The organism is Neobacillus dielmonensis (genome assembly GCF_000612665.1).
In the GTDB taxonomy this organism is placed as follows: Bacteria; Bacillota; Bacilli; order Bacillales; family Cytobacillaceae; genus Neobacillus; species Neobacillus dielmonensis.
This window is the reverse complement of record NZ_HG942082.1, coordinates 1-16,348: the sequence shown is the minus strand read 5'-3', so window position 1 is coordinate 16,348 and position 16,348 is coordinate 1. Positions and strand designations below refer to the sequence as shown.

The following is a 16,348-nucleotide window of genomic DNA, read 5'->3' as shown; positions in this document are numbered from 1 at the left end:
TATGGGTAACGTAGACAGCCTCTACGTGACCGAAAACATTGAAAGAGCTGGATATGGGTAACGTAGACAGCCTCTACGTGACCGAAAACATTGAAAGAGCTGGATATGGGTAACGTAGACAGCCTCTACGTGACCGAAAACATTGAAAGAGCTGGATATGGGTAACGTAGACAGCCTCTACGTGACCGAAAACATTGAAAGAGCTGGATATGGGTAACGTATCTGGGTGACTGTAGTGTTTTTCAATGGCTTCGGCTGATTCCAAGTATGAAAAAATAGCCCTCGAAAGATATGCGCTTTCGAGGGCTTCAATATATATAGGGATAGTAATCGATACAGTTAACTAACGTGCTTTAATGGCAAATCCGCTTTCTTTACAGAATGCTTGAGCTCAAACTGGATAAACGCCAGCAAGATAAAAGAGACGATTACGCAACCGATTAAGGTCACAGTGATGCCATTCCAGCCATAGCGATCATAAGAATGGCCGCTGACTGTCCCAATCACACTGGAACCAATATAATAAAACAGCAAATAAAGCGACGACGCATAAGCCTTAGCACTCGGAATAGCAGAACTCGAAACCCAGCCGCTGATCAAGCTATGCCAAGCAAAAAAGCTGCAAGAAATCACAAACAAACCAACCAGAACGACAACAAGCTGATGAACCGCAGTTAAAGCAATACCGATGAAGGAAAAACCAAGGGCGAAAACGAGCAGCTGCGTGCGGCTATAGCGACCGTTTAAGCGGCCAACCGTCATCGACCCAATTGACCCCATCAGTTGAAAAACAAACACAAATCCGACCAGCGTCTGGCTCAAACCAAACCGGGACATGAGCGGAAACGAAATATAGTTAAAAACCGCCACATAAATACCCAGCGCAAGAAAACCAAGGCCGTAGAAGTACCACAGCTTTTTTTGCTTGCAAGCATTCAAAATACCAGTCAGCCAGCTTTTCATAGAAAAAGGCTGAGCCTTAAAGTTTTTGGAAGGCTCCACTAAAAACATAAACACAATCGATAATAATAACGTCAAGACGCCAAGCGTCCAAACGGCGATTCTCCAGTTGGTCAAATCTAACATCGAGCTGGAAACAATCCGTCCGATAAAGCCGCCGACCCCGGTGCCGGTAATATAGACGGCCAGCACTTTGGGAAACTCGGCACGCGGCAGTTCTTCTGCCAAATAGGTGATGGCGATAGCAGGAAAGCCGGAAACCGCCAGGCCTAGTAGAGCGCGAATGAACAATAGGGTTTCAAAGTTAGGCGCAAAGCCCTCTAAAATATATAACACAGATGAACTAATCAAAGAAAAGGCCATAACGTTTTTGCGGCCCCATTTATTAGAAACAGCTGCCATGATCAGCATCCCAAACGCGAGTGTAAAGGTAGAGATCGATAAAACAAGGCTCGCTTGTGATGCCGATAGCTGAAATTCATGTGTAAATGATTGAATAAAGGTTTGGGGACCATAGAGATTGGCGAACGTGACAAGACTGCCAATCAGCATCCCCCACGTAATACGATTCTTCATGAAAACTCCTCCCCTTTTAATGATAGTCCTCTTGTCAAATAACTTCTAATAATAGATATTTATTGCTGCGATAACTTAAGGTTATAGAAAAATAAAAAACATACCTCGAATTGACAGATTTTTTTCCTCTTTATATGGTAAAATTGTACTATGTTTATAAATTTTAGGGGGTTATATGATGGCGGATATCGTTTGGGGCAGTCCAGCTAGTTTGTTTTGTCTAGGGTTTTTCTTTGCTGGTTTGGGGGTTTTTATTAAACTATCAAGAATGCCAAAAAAATAATAGCTGATAGCAGCCAAACAGGGCTGCTATTTTTTAATAAGGAGTGAGATAACACTAATACCCCACAATGACTTTAACAAAGCTTTTTTTTTAAAATAGCCATCAGTCAAAAAGGAATTTTGCAAAACTTTGTCAAAATAATAGGTAAAAATACTTTAATGAGGGATAAGATGAACAAGGATATGACATATATTGGCGCAAAAATAAAAGACATCAATGGGGAACTTTTTCAAAGCCCTAATTCAGCTTTCCCATGGGGATTCAATGATCAATTATTTATTCTTATAGGGGAATTTTTAACCAGCCAGACGGAAGAACATCGAAATAACCTATTATGCTTCGTGAAAGACTTTGGCCGAAAATTAATCCATACAAAAGCCGCCTTGGATGAAACCATCCATCTTGTATACTTAACCCGTTGTTCCATATTTGCGTTGCTGGAACAAGAAGTCCTTCAACAAAAAATCTCCATCTATAGTTACTTTGAAGTGTTGAAAGTCATTGAATACCTATACCAGCTTATTTCCAAAACACTTTTGACTATATACAATGAGGAAATGTTATTTATTAAACATGCGTTGGACGAATCAAAAGAAGATTTGCAAATGACTCTTAGAGAACTGGCAGATATAGAGAGGTCGATGAATGAGGCCACGATTTTTGCGATATCCGACCACGAAGATAAAATCTTATACGCGAATGACAAATTTTGCGATTTATATCAATATACCAAGGAAGAATTACTAGGAAAAAAGCATGAACTCTACTCTTCTAATTTTCATCCTGCGTCCTTCTTCAATGAATTATGGGAAACGATTCAAAGGGGAGACGTGTGGAAAGGGGAAATTTTGAATCAAGCGAAGGATGGGACACAGTATTGGCTGGACACCACGATTATTCCGTTTGTAGATTCCAACGGGGAGCGGTATAAACATATCTCGATTCAATATGATATTACCGAAAAAAGGAATTCTGAAGAAACGTTACGGAAAGCCGAGAAGCTTTCCGCCATCGGGGAGCTGGCAGCGGGCATTGCCCACGAAATCCGCAATCCGTTAACAACCATTAGAGGATTTGTGCAGCTGATGAGTCAAAATGGAAGGGCGCCCTACTATACGAACACCATTCTGGAAGAGATTGACCGGATTAATTTTATTGTGAGTGAACTAATGGTTTTTTCAAAGCCGCATCAGATTCAATATAGCGACTGTCATCTTACTAGCATCATAACCAGTGTAGTTAAATTTCTTGAGCCGGAAGCCATTTTAAAAAATGTCAAAATCGATTGCCAACTTCCATCAGGGGAAGTCATAATGGCCGGTGAAAAAAACCAGTTAAAACAAGTATTTTTAAACTTGCTTAAAAACTCGATAGAAGCGATGCCTGTCGGAGGGAACATCTCTATACTGGTGGAAAGGACCTCTCAAAATATAGTGGTTACCATAAAGGATAATGGGATCGGAATGGACACGGAGCAGGTAAAAAAATTAGGCGAGCCATTTTTCACCACCAAGCACGACGGCAACGGTTTAGGCCTGATGGTGAGCTATAAAATCATACAAAACCATAAAGGCTCCATCCAAGTCAACAGCCAACTGAACCAGGGAACCACGTTTATTATAACCTTTAAGGGGTCCATGGGATCCATGGGATCCATGGGATCCATGGGGACGGTTCTGGTGGATTCCAAAAAAGAAGGGCCCTCGCTCTACGAGGACCGCAAGATATATATATAAGGGTGGGTGGGTATGAAAAAGGCTTGCTCTTTCATGTTTGTATTTTAACTCATAAATCTTAACAAATTATGAACATCTATAAAAAGAACCGGGAGAACCGTCCCTGTGGTCCCCGTGGCCCACTAGTGGGACCCCATCTCCCGCCATACATACTTTTTCATCCGTTGCAGCAACCCATAGACTAGGTACGATACTGTAAACACCAGGAAGGCATCAATCAAGTTCCAAAACACGCTATGGGTGACGCCGCCTTCACCAAGGTCGTCAAACCAGAGGTCGACGATATCGATGAAAAACACGTGAATCGTATAAATGCCGAGTGACCGGGCCCCAATTTTCGAAATCCATAGACCTTTTCCTAAATGGGGGCTCTTGATGGTAAAAATAAATAAGAATACCGTTAAGAATACCGTTGATAGAAAGTACTCACCATGCTCTGCCGACAACGTCTTTTCCAGCCAATACCCTTCCGCTCCTTGCAACACGGCAAACACAGCAAACCAAACGAAATAAGTCCACCTGCTAAAGTTCCATGACTTCTGCCAATAGGCAAACGAGAATCCCAACGTCGTATAAAAGAGACCGACATATAAAGCGTCACGCGTACTTTCTGCTGGCAGTTCGTAAAAGTGAGCATACGATTGCCCGAACAAACCCGCGAGATTCAAACACAGACTTAGGGCCAGCAGCAGCCCGATTAATCTCAGTCGGAAAAATACATACAGGATGACGACACTCCACACTAGTGCAATCACAAACCACAGTTGATAGCCGCTTGTCCCTTCCCCGTAATAAGCCAAATTCTCAAAGGTCAAGTTCTCACGATACTTGTCCCATTCCTCGCGAAACTGATCGCCGTGTTCTAGATACATCCGTACCATATCATAAGCGAGATAGAACAATAGCCAGCAGACATATATTTTTAAAATCTTAAAGATATACCGTTTAAAATAAGTCCAAGAATTTGGGTTATCCTTCACTTTGATGCCGAACAGGTACCCGGAAGCGGCGAAAAAGTAGGGGACGGCAAACCGGGTGAAATTGTCGATATAAAAGAACCCGAGCTTATGGTCACTCGGAAATGTATGAATCAAGACAACCGCCACAATGGCGAAAAACTTGAAAAAATCAATTGCATAATTCCGCTGCATCTTACCGGCCTCTATTCTGACATCTTTTCACAACGTGTCATTCTATTATTACCGATAAGCTATGCATTATGAGCAAAAAGCCGGGTGATTCGCCTGGCTTTTTGCTTTGTAAAGAGAAATTTTATGGTTTAACTTGTTCTGTAAGACAAAATGATTGGGTTACCGGCACTTTTCACAGGTTTACCGGCCAAGTTCACAAGTTTACCGGCACAATTTGGGGGAATACCGGCGTTTCTCTTGCACTGATCAACCGTTCTGCCTTGTTTACCGGCACTTTCAAAGCGGAGCCATGAGAACCGTCCCCCTGGCGCACCGTGGCACCCAAGGTCAACCTTTGAAATAGAGTAAAAAAATGAGGCCGATGATTAGTCCGATGACCATGAGCGGGCCGAGACCTGTGCTATATACGACATATATTCGAAGATGGGTAAGGATATGAACAAGAAGGAAGATCCCTAAACAGCAGAGCAATATGATGATGATGTTGACGTTCTTATTCCGGTACAAAGAAACACTCCCATCTTAGTAGGGAATTTATTGGACATCCTATCCTATAAATATTTAAATTTTTCTTCTAATATTCATGAAAAATCATATAAAGCTGGAGCCGCGAGAACCGTCCCCGTGGCATCCAAAACAAAGTGGAGGTGATTCTTTTGAAAAAAATAGGGGCCCTTATGATTGGTTTACTCTTGGTTTCCAGCCTATTCTTCCTACGTATGCACGCCGCCGAACCGCCGAGCTTGTCGGAAGAATGCTTGGATGCACGGGAGAGTCGGGATGAGCAATTTACCAATCAGGTCATTAAAGATGTCATCGCGACTTTCAATGTGGATTTGGATGAGCATTCTTACATAGAAGTCTCGTTAAAGGATTTGGATGCGGCCCATATGATTTATGGTGGAAAAGAAAAAGATGAGTACTATCAGTCATTGAAAAAACATTTCTTTGTCGCCACACGTGGGAACCCAAGATTATTTGTACGGCCGCAGGAAGCCTATCTGTTTTATAAAGAACCGGATAATACCAACGTCATGATTCATTTAAAACTCAGAGGTGAAAAGTGGAGTGTAGTAGGAAAGAAAAAGAAGACCGGCAGCCAAATTCCATACGAACTGCTACCATGTGAAAAAGACTACCTCAAAAAGAAGAAAGAATTTTACTCAAAATAACGGTTCTCTTGCATCAAAAAGCAGGACCTGGCGGCCATTATGGCGGCCTTTTTTTAGTGGACTTACGAGTGTGTTAGTATAACAAGCATAAATGATACAATAATGAAACAGGTCTTATTTACAAGGAGGCAAAACATGGATGACATTTCACCGAAACAGGCGGCGGTAAAGGTGAAACGATGGCCTAAAGACACCATAGCGGCTGGTCCTCGTCATACTGTTGGGCTCAAATCGGACGGAACAGTGGTAGCGGTGGGCGATAATAAATATGGCCAATGTGAGGTTAGTGGCTGGCGTGATATGGTGGCGGTCGCAGCGGGTAATGTTCATATGGCAACGAACACGGGGAATGCCCATACCATTGGTCTTCAGTCGGACAGAACTGCGGTCGGTGTCGGTTGGAATCAGCATGATCAATGCAATGTATCCCACTGGCGTGATGTGGTGGCAGTCGCGGCGGGGTGGCGTCGTACCATTGGGCTTAAAGCGGATGGAACAGTGGTAGCGGTGGGCCGAAATAAGGAAGAAGAATGCAAGGTATCCGGCTGGCAGGATATAGTGGCGGTCGCGGCAGGTGACTGGCATACCGTTGGTCTTAAATCGGACGGCACGGTGACGGCAGTGGGAAATAATCGGTACCGCCAATGCAATGTAAACAGCTGGAACGATATAGTGGCAGTCGCAGCGGGGTATCTTCATACCATCGGTTTAAAATCGGACGGCACGGTGGAAGCGGTAGGTTTAAATAAAAATGACCAATGTAATGTAAGCGGCTGGCGCGATATTGTGGCGGTCGCAGCGGGGAGTAATCATACCATCGGTCTTAAATCCGACGGAACAGTGGTAGCTGTGGGTTGGAATAAGTTTGGACAGTGTAATGTAAGTGAGTGGCACGATATAGTGGCGATTGCGGCGGGGTGTAATCATACTGTCGGTCTTAAATCAGATGGAACAGTGGTAGCTGTGGGTGATAATACATATGGCCAATGCGATGTAAGCAGCTGGCAATGCATTCAACTGCCCAACGATTAATATTGGAATAGTAGGGATGCCGTGCATGCAACTATCAGTCCTAAAAGTTTAATGGTGAAACTTTTATTTTATTCAATCGTTGTTAAAATAGAGGGAACTAATAATGTTTGGAGGTTTAATAGTTAGTGGAATATATCCTCATAATCATATCTTTTCTTATAATAATAAATTTATCGACTAAGGTGGGTAAATTAGAAGGCCGCATCAAAGGAATGCAATATACCTTAGATCAACTAACCCAACAATCGGGACTACCTGAAAATCCCATAAATGATGAACTACGTAAGCTAATAAAAGCGGGGGAAGACGTAAAAGCAATAAAAAAAGCAAGAGAAACTTTAGGGCTTTCATTGTTAGAAGGAAAAAACTATATTGATAAGTTGAAATCCGATAACAGTTAATAGGTAACTTACACAAAACTTTAATAACTAACTAGATTGAGGGTGGCATTTACATGTCCTTGAATATTATATTGCTAATGACTTTAATGATTTTAATAATCCCTTTTGTCATTTACTTCAAAAGTACCAATAGGAAAGGGAGAATAAAGTCTGTCATCGCATGCTTTGTTTATTTAGCTATTGCTAGTCCTGTTGTTTACGTAGTAATTAACCACAAAATGGTGCACTATGAGGATGCCAATATTGGTTTAGGTTTAGCATTTTTTATAACTTGGTTTCTTACGCTCTGTCTATTTTTGGCTTCACTTGTCTTCTTATTAAAAAAAAGAGGGAATAGGGCATAGAGGGACGGATTGATATCGGGCCAAGAATGACGTGAAGCGGTCAGGAGAACCCACTTCTTGCTAAAAACAAAAAGACGTGTGAAGCATCCACACGCCATTCATGTATTTAATAGACTTATTGGGTAGAAACAAGATCATGTTCTTTATCCTTAACTGATGCACGAGGACCTTCCACCTGCTCCACGGAACCATAAGAACCGTCCCCCTGGTCCCGCCCCTGGTCCCCGTGGACCCCGTGGCCTATCTGCTCCACCAGTGGAAAGGTTAGGGTGAATTGGGTGCCTTGGTTGAGTTGGCTTTGGACGGTCCAGGTTCCGTTCATTTCTTTGATGATTTGGAGGGTGACCATGATGCCGAGGCCGGTGCCTTTTTCTTTGGTTGAGTAGTAAGGGAGGCCGAGGTTTTCGATTTGCTGGGAGGTCATGCCTATTCCGTTGTCGCTGATCATGACCTCGGCATAGTCTTCCCGTTTGCGAAGGAACACCTGGACTTGTCCTGACGGGCTGGCCGCCTCAATGGCATTCTTAATGAGGTTAACGAACATTTGCTGGACCCGCCCTGGAATGCCTAAAACCACCACATGGTCATCAAAATCATCGACCACCTCAACACTCTCCATTAATGCATAGGAAGAAAGAGATTTCACCGATTGCGAGGCGATCCAAGTCAGATTCACCGAACGAAGTTTTTCTTGGTCAAAGCTCTTGCCCAACGACAAATAGTCCGAAATAATTTTATTGGCGCGATCCAGTTCCATCAAACAAACCGAAAGATAGGTCTTTTCTGAGTCCGTGATCGTAGGCGAGGTAGACAAGAGCTGGACAAAACCGCGGACACTCGTCATCGGATTGCGGATTTCATGGGCCACACTGGCAGCCATCTGCCCGACCACGTGGAGCTTCTCATTCTTCCGAATTTCATTTAACAGCTCCATTTTTTCACGATGCGACTCTAACAAATAAACGGCCAACCAAACGGTAATGGCGTTGGAGACAATATAGACGCCATAAATCACGAGCCGAGTCTTGGTAACGGGTACATCAAGCATTAACGATCCAATATAGGGAATAGAATAGGAAATAATCAACAAGAAAAACACAGACATCCTAATTTTTTTTGAACGGTTCCAATTCTTAAATAAAGAACGAAATTGAAAAATGATCAAGCAGCAGACAAACATGATGATAAAGGCAGGAATCATTCCAGCTCCGCCTGTCAAAAAACGAATCACGATAAAAAGCGCGGATACCAGGATTCCCACAGCAGGGCCGCCATAAATAAATGCCAAAAACCAAGGAATCATCCGCAAATCAAGATAAATTCCATTTTCAATTTTGATAGAAAAAATAACACAAAGACAGATCGCAATCGCACAAACGGCAAACCAATAGGCTGTTTCGATATTCTTGTCCATCCGTTTATCGCTCATCAGCGCTTGATACAGAATGATCGGAAACAGCACCATCAGCATCTGCAGCAGCATATGGTCATATTGAATCATCATGGCAGGTACCTCATCACCCAGTTAAAATTTAGCATCCCTAAACACTTCGCTAACATTCGACTAAATCCTTCTCGTATTTTTTGCCAAATTAAGTAAATAGAACAAAGCGCTCTAATAGAATAAAAATCTAGAAATATAACCTTCGATAAAAGCTGCGACGAAGATAAAGGGGGTGACTACAAAGAGAAAAGAATGATTCTCGTAATAAAAAGGTTTTTTTGTTGCGGTGAAACAGATACAGCAGTTTTCTTACAATGATTTGATTGATTTTGCTAAGCCCAAGGCAACCCCAAAAAGGATGCCTGTGCCAATGACGGAAACCGTATATAAAAACGGAATTGAAATGAGATTTCAACTCAATATTCTGATAACCATTATGATAGAAAAAATGATTTCTTACAATAGATTTCCTTTTGTAAAATGACAGGTCAGCAAAAAAGGAGTCTAAATCATTAACGGGTTCCGTCCCCTATCACAAACATTAAAAATGTAAGTCAAAAAGAGTGTCAATTTGCATGTAAAATGAACACTCTTTTTACATTGGTATAGTGCCATTTTTGTGAAAAATTAATATGGAAAATATGCATTTTAGATTGGGAAGATAGAAAAGTCACCAAAATATTACTGATGCATTCCAATAAGGAGATTATCGTGCAAAAGGTGATTTATTTAGTACATATGAATTTTAGTAGGGAACATATGAACTTCCATCTAACCTGCCAAAATTTAGCTTTTATTTTTTAACCAACTTGAACAGCAATCTTTTATATAGTGGGAAAGGAATCCTATTAATTGAGAAAGCGAATTATGTAAGTTTTGTCAAGTTCACTAGAATTCATCATTTTGTCGTTACAACTATTGAATCCTTAATCCTATTTGGATATCAGATGTTTTTTGAAAGGCCATATTCAAAAAACTCACGGTAGTTTGTTGAACGAGTTATCTCCAAAGAATCCCAATCAAATTGAGATTATGAATGTTTGTAACTAGCCGGGGATTCTCTATAATAGGAGGAACCATTTTTAAGGGGAATCATCTCATACTTAAACCATCGGGGGCTATAATTATTCAACGAGGCGTTGTGGCATCCCTTTTTTTGTTGAACTAAAGGGGAAGCTAAGTGCAAGTTTAATGGAAACCCCTTATTTCACTAGTTGGGTGCTAATGCTAAAGAAGGAGGTTCCGGTGGAATTGGAACTCGATGATCGCTGCCGTGGACATTTTTATTGGAGTAACGGGCAGGATAATTGAAGAAGAATAGGGAATTTATATACTCAAAAAAAAGGAAGTTGGAATAACCTTGATATTTACTAGTGCATTTGATGACCTAGATACTTACCTTAAAGAACACAAATATGGTAATTCCGATTTTATATCAAAAGAAATCTCGAGTCATTTTCAAACAGAATTATGTGAATACAAAAATATTAATGAAGTGAAGTTATCATCTGATTTAATGAACAACATCATTTGCAGATAAAGTAAATAAGATATGGAGGAATGACGGTGTCGAGAATCCCTTCGTCATCAATGGAAATCATAAGGTGATTTTACCTGATGGTTAACATACACCCAAATTAGATTAATCAGTAAAAAACAGTATTGTGAGGAAAGTATGCAGTATTGTAGTGAATTACAAAATTATAATTAGCACTAAAAACAACGCTTGAAATAGACTATATTCCTGATAGTAAATAACTTAAAAACAGATACTAAATTAGAGTTTCGTCATAAGAAATGACGGGACTTTTTTGAATGCTTTTTTCGGAACAATGAGTTATATAATGTAATGAGTAGTATGGTGAAATAAAAATTGTGAAGAAACGTACTTAAATTAACGGGTAGCTATTCTTGAATAAGTACAACTTTAGAATCCAAACTAATTGTAAAATTCAGGGCTGCAAAAATGGTTGTGTTTAGGTCTTCTTGCAAATACTTTAAAAAAATGTTAAACTTTAGAAGAATTATTTTTGTTCGGTGTAAAGGATAGTATAGGATTAACTTTTCGTCTTGATGATCACTGAGTGCAAGGATAGTAACACATTGTGTGCAAAGCACACAGCAGGAGGAAACAAAATGGAACAAGGTAAAGTAAAATGGTTTAACGCAGAAAAAGGTTTCGGATTCATCGAGCGTGAAGGCGGAGAAGACGTATTCGTTCATTTCTCAGCGATCCAAGGCGAAGGTTTCAAATCTTTAGACGAAGGTCAAACAGTTACTTTTGACGTTGAGCAAGGTCAACGTGGAGCTCAAGCAGCTAACGTGCGTAAAGCTTAATAAGAACAAATAAAGCAGGCTCTTCATAGAGTCTGTTTTTTATTTGTTCTTTTAAAACAAGGAGCCCCACTCACGAATGAGTAGGGCACATGTAAACAAGTAAATCAAATGGTAAACAAAGTGTATCACATAATCAAACATTCTCCTAATTCTCTTTGAATAAAAATTTTAAAGTGCTTTGGTAGAGTATTACCGACTTTCCACTAAAAGCATCTGATTACAGGTATCCTGACAGAAATGGGTAGCTTTTTTTATTTGCTTTTTTTATACCCACCCTCTACAAATCTAATCATATCACGCCCTGAGATCTTTTCTGTTTCATGATAACCATCTTCATCACGCAAACTCAAGTACCAGTTGCTATCGCCATCTTCATTTAGCCTATATAACTTATTTGTAAAAACATTTGTATAAAAATCTCCATTTCTTAGCCTCATAATATCCCACCTCTAATGTATTTAAACTGTATTATGCCCAAGATATCCACCGTGAGCCATTAGACATATACAGTCAAAAATCCCATGGATATTCAATGAATACACGTGCCAATCAAGAGGAGAGGGACAGAACATGGAAAGTTAGAATTTTTCCTTATTCAGCTAACGTGGCAGGTTGCTTACAGAAGGATTATCCTTTTGGAGTGGAGAAATTAATGACGATATAGGATTTAGATAGGAGAAGAGAATGGGGTATATAGAGGGGGTAAAATCCAGGTGTAAAACTATACAAAATGTTATTGAGTTGCTTTGTACTAAATTTAAAGTGCAACCTGTTGGTAATGGATACATCGATATGATAATTGAAAATGAGTTTGTCGATGATTTTATAGAGGAACTAACCAAAAATGGTTTTGTTGTAGAAGGAGTGTCTTGGTGGTGTCACTGTACACAGGATTCACAAGGAAAACTAGGCTGTCCACACGGATTAGGAGGTCCAAAAAGTGAATTTTTTGAAGGTTGGTTCAGTGAAACGGATATTCCAATGTTTGAGATTTCCTCAAATGACTTATCAGAAATAAATAAAATTAGCACGTACGAGAAGATTGAATTCATAAATGATAAAATAGTTAACTCGATAAAAGAATTTCGAAAAAGCGATAATTATATGGAATGCTTAGTCCCTGCATTATGGCTTCTTGTACCAGAAGAATGGGAAAGATAGCAGATTTCTTGTTGAACTAACGGGGCTTTAGTGGAATAGGAAGTAATAATAAATACCGATAATAGCCCAGTTGGTATCATATCGGAACTGGGCTATTCTTTTGTTTTAAAAAAACACCGCAGGTTGCAGTGTTTTTTTTAACATATAACATTTTTAGCTATAAATTATGGTTTTGTGATAGAAAACAGGGCCCGTTACTAAATCATTAGCCCCGTTTTGATTATCACCCTAAGTACACCAAATCTTTTAGTTCATCAGTGGATAGCTCAGTGAGCCAGTTTTCGCTTGTGATGATTTGGTCATTGAGGAACTGCTTTTTCTCCAGCATGGCATCAATCTTTTCTTCTAATGTCCCCGTGCAAATCAGCTTATGGACATGAACAAAGCGCTCTTGGCCGATGCGATACGCCCGGTCAGTGGCCTGGTTTTCGACGGCCGGATTCCACCAGCGGTCATAATGGATAACGTGGTTCGCCGCAGTTAAGTTCAACCCGGTACCGCCCGCCTTCAGCGACAGCAGGAACACAGGGAACTCGCCATTCTGGAACCGCTCAATCATCAAGTCACGCTGTGTTTTCGGCACACTGCCATTCAAAAACGGCACCTCGACGCCAAACTTCTTCTTCACCGTGGCGCGAATCATTTCGCCCATCTCGATATATTGGGTAAAAATCAAACAGCTCTCACCCGAATCCAACACCGCATCCACCAGTTCAACCAGCTTCTCCAGCTTGTTCGACCGTTCCAACAGCTGCCGCCCGGTCGCGTGTTCCTTCAAATATAATGCCGGGTGGTTGCAAAGCTGCTTCAAGCGGCTAAGCATCTGTAAAATTAACCCCTTGCGCTCAAAACCAGTCAACTTTTCAATCTGGTCAAACGTATCATGAATCAGCTGCTCATACAGTGAGGCCTGCTCTGCGGTCAACGGGATGTACTCTTTCTGCTCGAGCTTATCCGGCAAGTTGAGCGCCACCTCTTCGTCCTTCTTGGTCCGGCGCAGCAGAAACGGCCGAATCAACGATTGCAGCTGCTGAATTTTTTCTTTCTTTTCATTCTTCTCAATCGGGACGATAAACCGTTTCTGGAACTGACCTAAGCTGCCAAGATAGCCATGATTGGTAAAATCAAAAATTGACCACAACTCGGACAACCGGTTCTCCATCGGTGTCCCCGTCAAAGCGATATGATGTCGGCCGCGCAGTCGGCGTACCGCCTTCGATTGTTTCGTCTGGGCGTTCTTGATGTTCTGCGCCTCATCAATGGCAATCGTGCTCCACTGCATCGACTCGAACTCCTCGAAATCAAGATGGCTCAAGCCGTAGGAAGTAAGCACAACATCAGCAGCCTGCACCTTTTGCGCAAAATCAGCCTGCTTCGGCCGGTTTGAGCCGTAATGCAGATACACGTTCAGCTCCGGCGCAAACCGCTCGAGTTCTTTCTGCCAGTTTCCCAGCACCGATGTTGGGCAAATGATGAGGGAAGCATGGGTTGGTGTTTTCTTTGCCAGCTCCTCCGCTTTTTTCGTACGGCGCGGTTTGGGAGCGATATCGTCATTGAGGTCAATCACGCTGTCAGGGTCCACTTCATCTGCCAGTACCGGTTCCTTGACAACCTGAAGATCGGACTCGTGGTCTTTCACCAATAACAAATAAGAAATTAGCTGGATCGTTTTCCCAAGACCCATGTCATCGGCTAAAATCGCCCCAAAGCCATTCTTCCGAAGAAACCACAGCCAGCTCATGCCAAGCTGCTGGTAAGGCCGGAGCTCACCGTTCAGCCCAGCGGGAACTTCCTCAAGCGGAATCTCATTTGTCTCGGAAAGCTGCTTGACCATCTGTTTCCACTGGCGGTTCAACTCAATTTGAATTTTGGCAAACGCCTTTGGATTCTCGAGTTCTTCCTCATGCGCTTCGGAATCCACCAATTCCTGCTCCAGCAGGTCACGAACATGCAACCCTTCTTTTTCAGCCCGCTTCATCAAATCCTGGATTTGACGGATAAACTGCGGGTCCAACTTCACCCAGCGGCCGCGTACATAGACAAGCCGGCGCTTTTCTTCGACCAGCTGGCTGAACTCGTCTTCAGATAGGTCCACGCCGTTCATCGAGAATCGCCAGTTAAAATCAAGCATGGCATCAAGCCCGACAAACGATGGCCGATGGCTCGAGGTTCCCCGCACGGCTGCCTTCACCTTTAAGTTTGCATTTTTCATCGCTTGCCACCAGGAAGGGAGGAGGATCTCGACGTCGAGCGCCAGCAGTGTTTCACTGACCTCGGTTAAAAACAGCCATGCTTCTTCCTCGGTAAGCTCTCGTTTCAGAGGAGCAACGGCGGCATCCGTATCCTGCTCGCCAAGCCAAGGAATTAATCGCACCCAGCGGCCTTGCTCGCGGTCGACTCTATCCAAATAAGGCCGCCACCTAGCCGGAATCCGCTTAACATCCTCGACATCAACCACTTGGTCCGGATCCTTTTTGCCGCGCAAAAACACATCGAGCGTCCAATCGCCTTCGCCTTCAATCGGCTCATCCAACCGCAGCCCAATCGTAAACGGCGTATCGCTCTCGGTAATTCCGACCCACTCAGCCCAACTCTCCTCATCAAAATAACGAGCCAAGTCTCGCCCCGAAATATTCTGCTTCCGCAGCAAATCCAACTTCGGACCAAACAACTCCTTCATCGCCGAATTCCGCGTCAAATAAGCATCAAGCGCACTATTGTACAAATCGGATAGATAGTCCTTGGCAGAGGGGGACCGGGGGGACGGTTCTCCTGGTTCATTTTCGGCTATCTCACCGGCGACTTCTTGTTCCCAGAACGATGGCAAGAATTCGTCTTTTACCCGTTCCGGCATCCTCCAGCGAAAGTCGCCATTCTCCCAAACCCTAAAGTCAGGCAGCCAATCTTTTTCAACGATGCCTTCAAACATCGACTGCGAAGCGGCTAGGCAGATTTCCGACTGCTCATTCCAGTCCCAGTCAATAAACCGATTAAAGGATTCTTTGGCAAACAGGGAAACGAGCTGCCAGCCGTTCACGGCGACGCCCTCGATGCCACCCACGGTCACGGTCTCGAGCAGCGTTCCGAAGAAGCTCTCTTCATGGCTGCTAAACACGATATTCTTCCAATCCGAAGGGGGAAGATACTCCCCTGACTCATCCTGGGCAGCAAGGAGAAACCGATTATCCTCTATTTTGATTGTCAGCAATTTCATAAACCTGGATCTCAGCATGGTGTTGCGTGCTCCTTTTATCGGGGTCATAGCCCCTACAAAAATAACAATAAGATTTTTTCTATAAAAAACAAACTTTCTCTATGTTCCCGTAACAGGGGGAAAGTAGCTCAGCGGGTCACGTAGAGAGGTTCTACGTGACCGAAACGGATAAAAATCAGGGATACGGGTCACGTAGAAGGGTCCTACGCGACCAAAATTGACAAAAATCAGAGAACCAGGTCACGTAGAGAGGTTCTACGTGACCGAAATGGATAAAAACCAGTGACACGGGTCACGTAGAGAGGTCCTACGCGACCGAAATTGACAAAAATCAGAGAACCGGGTCACGTAGAGAGGTTCTACGTGACCGAAATGGATAAAAACCAGTGACACGGGTCACGTAGAGAGGTTCTACGCGACCGAAATGGATAAAAACCAGTGACACGGGTCACGTAGAGAGGTTCTACGCGACCGAAATGGATAAAGTCCAGTGACACGGGTCACGTAGAGAGGTTCTACGCGACCGAAACGGATAAA

General features: G+C 42.6%; 12 protein-coding genes. 7 read left to right on the top strand and 5 right to left on the bottom strand.

Features of this window, described 5'->3' with window-relative positions; translation table 11 throughout:
* Positions 1-339 precede the first annotated feature (339 nt).
* Positions 340-1,536 carry an MFS transporter gene (locus tag BN2425_RS20130; protein ID WP_042463343.1) on the bottom strand — a complete coding sequence of 399 codons (1,197 nt, stop codon included), beginning with the start codon at positions 1,534-1,536 and terminating at the stop codon, positions 340-342.
* Between the two features lie 453 nt (positions 1,537-1,989).
* On the opposite strand from BN2425_RS20130, the gene BN2425_RS20125 reads away from it, so the two are divergent.
* Complete coding sequence (locus BN2425_RS20125; protein ID WP_074433106.1) at positions 1,990-3,555, top strand: ATP-binding protein; 1,566 nt, start codon at positions 1,990-1,992, stop codon at positions 3,553-3,555.
* Positions 3,556-3,677: 122 nt separating this feature from the next.
* Here the strand turns inward: BN2425_RS20125 and BN2425_RS20120 are convergent, their stop codons facing one another.
* On the bottom strand, positions 3,678-4,706 hold the full coding sequence (locus BN2425_RS20120; protein WP_052352978.1) for an acyltransferase: 1,029 nt from the start codon (positions 4,704-4,706) through the stop codon (positions 3,678-3,680).
* Between the two features lie 68 nt (positions 4,707-4,774).
* Between BN2425_RS20120 and BN2425_RS20115 the strand changes: the two genes are divergently transcribed.
* The 4 genes from BN2425_RS20115 (at position 4,775) to BN2425_RS20100 (ending at position 7,311) form a co-directional block, all read left to right on the top strand.
* Complete coding sequence (locus BN2425_RS20115) at positions 4,775-4,999, top strand: hypothetical protein (RefSeq protein ID WP_042463340.1); 225 nt, start codon at positions 4,775-4,777, stop codon at positions 4,997-4,999.
* A gap of 363 nt (positions 5,000-5,362) precedes the next feature.
* Positions 5,363-5,878: a hypothetical protein gene (locus BN2425_RS20110; RefSeq protein ID WP_042463337.1), complete on the top strand. Its 516-nt coding sequence runs from the start codon at positions 5,363-5,365 to the stop codon at positions 5,876-5,878.
* Between the two features lie 135 nt (positions 5,879-6,013).
* The gene (locus BN2425_RS20105) at positions 6,014-6,910 is read left to right on the top strand and encodes an RCC1 domain-containing protein (protein WP_042463334.1); all 897 of its coding nucleotides are present in this window, start codon (positions 6,014-6,016) and stop codon (positions 6,908-6,910) included.
* Between the two features lie 125 nt (positions 6,911-7,035).
* On the top strand, positions 7,036-7,311 hold the full coding sequence (locus BN2425_RS20100; protein ID WP_042463332.1) for a hypothetical protein: 276 nt from the start codon (positions 7,036-7,038) through the stop codon (positions 7,309-7,311).
* A 459-nt stretch (positions 7,312-7,770) separates the two neighbouring features.
* Here the strand turns inward: BN2425_RS20100 and BN2425_RS20090 are convergent, their stop codons facing one another.
* Entirely contained in the window at positions 7,771-9,159 is a 1,389-nt protein-coding gene (locus tag BN2425_RS20090; protein ID WP_042463326.1) for an ATP-binding protein, read from the bottom strand.
* A 2,076-nt stretch (positions 9,160-11,235) separates the two neighbouring features.
* On the opposite strand from BN2425_RS20090, the gene BN2425_RS20085 reads away from it, so the two are divergent.
* Positions 11,236-11,436 carry a cold-shock protein gene (locus BN2425_RS20085; protein WP_042463323.1) on the top strand — a complete coding sequence of 67 codons (201 nt, stop codon included), beginning with the start codon at positions 11,236-11,238 and terminating at the stop codon, positions 11,434-11,436.
* Between the two features lie 251 nt (positions 11,437-11,687).
* Here the strand turns inward: BN2425_RS20085 and BN2425_RS20080 are convergent, their stop codons facing one another.
* Positions 11,688-11,873: a hypothetical protein gene (locus BN2425_RS20080; RefSeq protein WP_042463321.1), complete on the bottom strand. Its 186-nt coding sequence runs from the start codon at positions 11,871-11,873 to the stop codon at positions 11,688-11,690.
* Between the two features lie 247 nt (positions 11,874-12,120).
* Between BN2425_RS20080 and BN2425_RS20075 the strand changes: the two genes are divergently transcribed.
* Positions 12,121-12,597 carry a hypothetical protein gene (locus BN2425_RS20075; RefSeq protein WP_042463319.1) on the top strand — a complete coding sequence of 159 codons (477 nt, stop codon included), beginning with the start codon at positions 12,121-12,123 and terminating at the stop codon, positions 12,595-12,597.
* A 223-nt stretch (positions 12,598-12,820) separates the two neighbouring features.
* On the opposite strand, the gene BN2425_RS20070 is transcribed toward BN2425_RS20075, so the two are convergent.
* Positions 12,821-15,829 carry a DEAD/DEAH box helicase gene (locus BN2425_RS20070; RefSeq protein WP_042463317.1) on the bottom strand — a complete coding sequence of 1,003 codons (3,009 nt, stop codon included), beginning with the start codon at positions 15,827-15,829 and terminating at the stop codon, positions 12,821-12,823.
* Positions 15,830-16,348 lie beyond the last annotated feature (519 nt).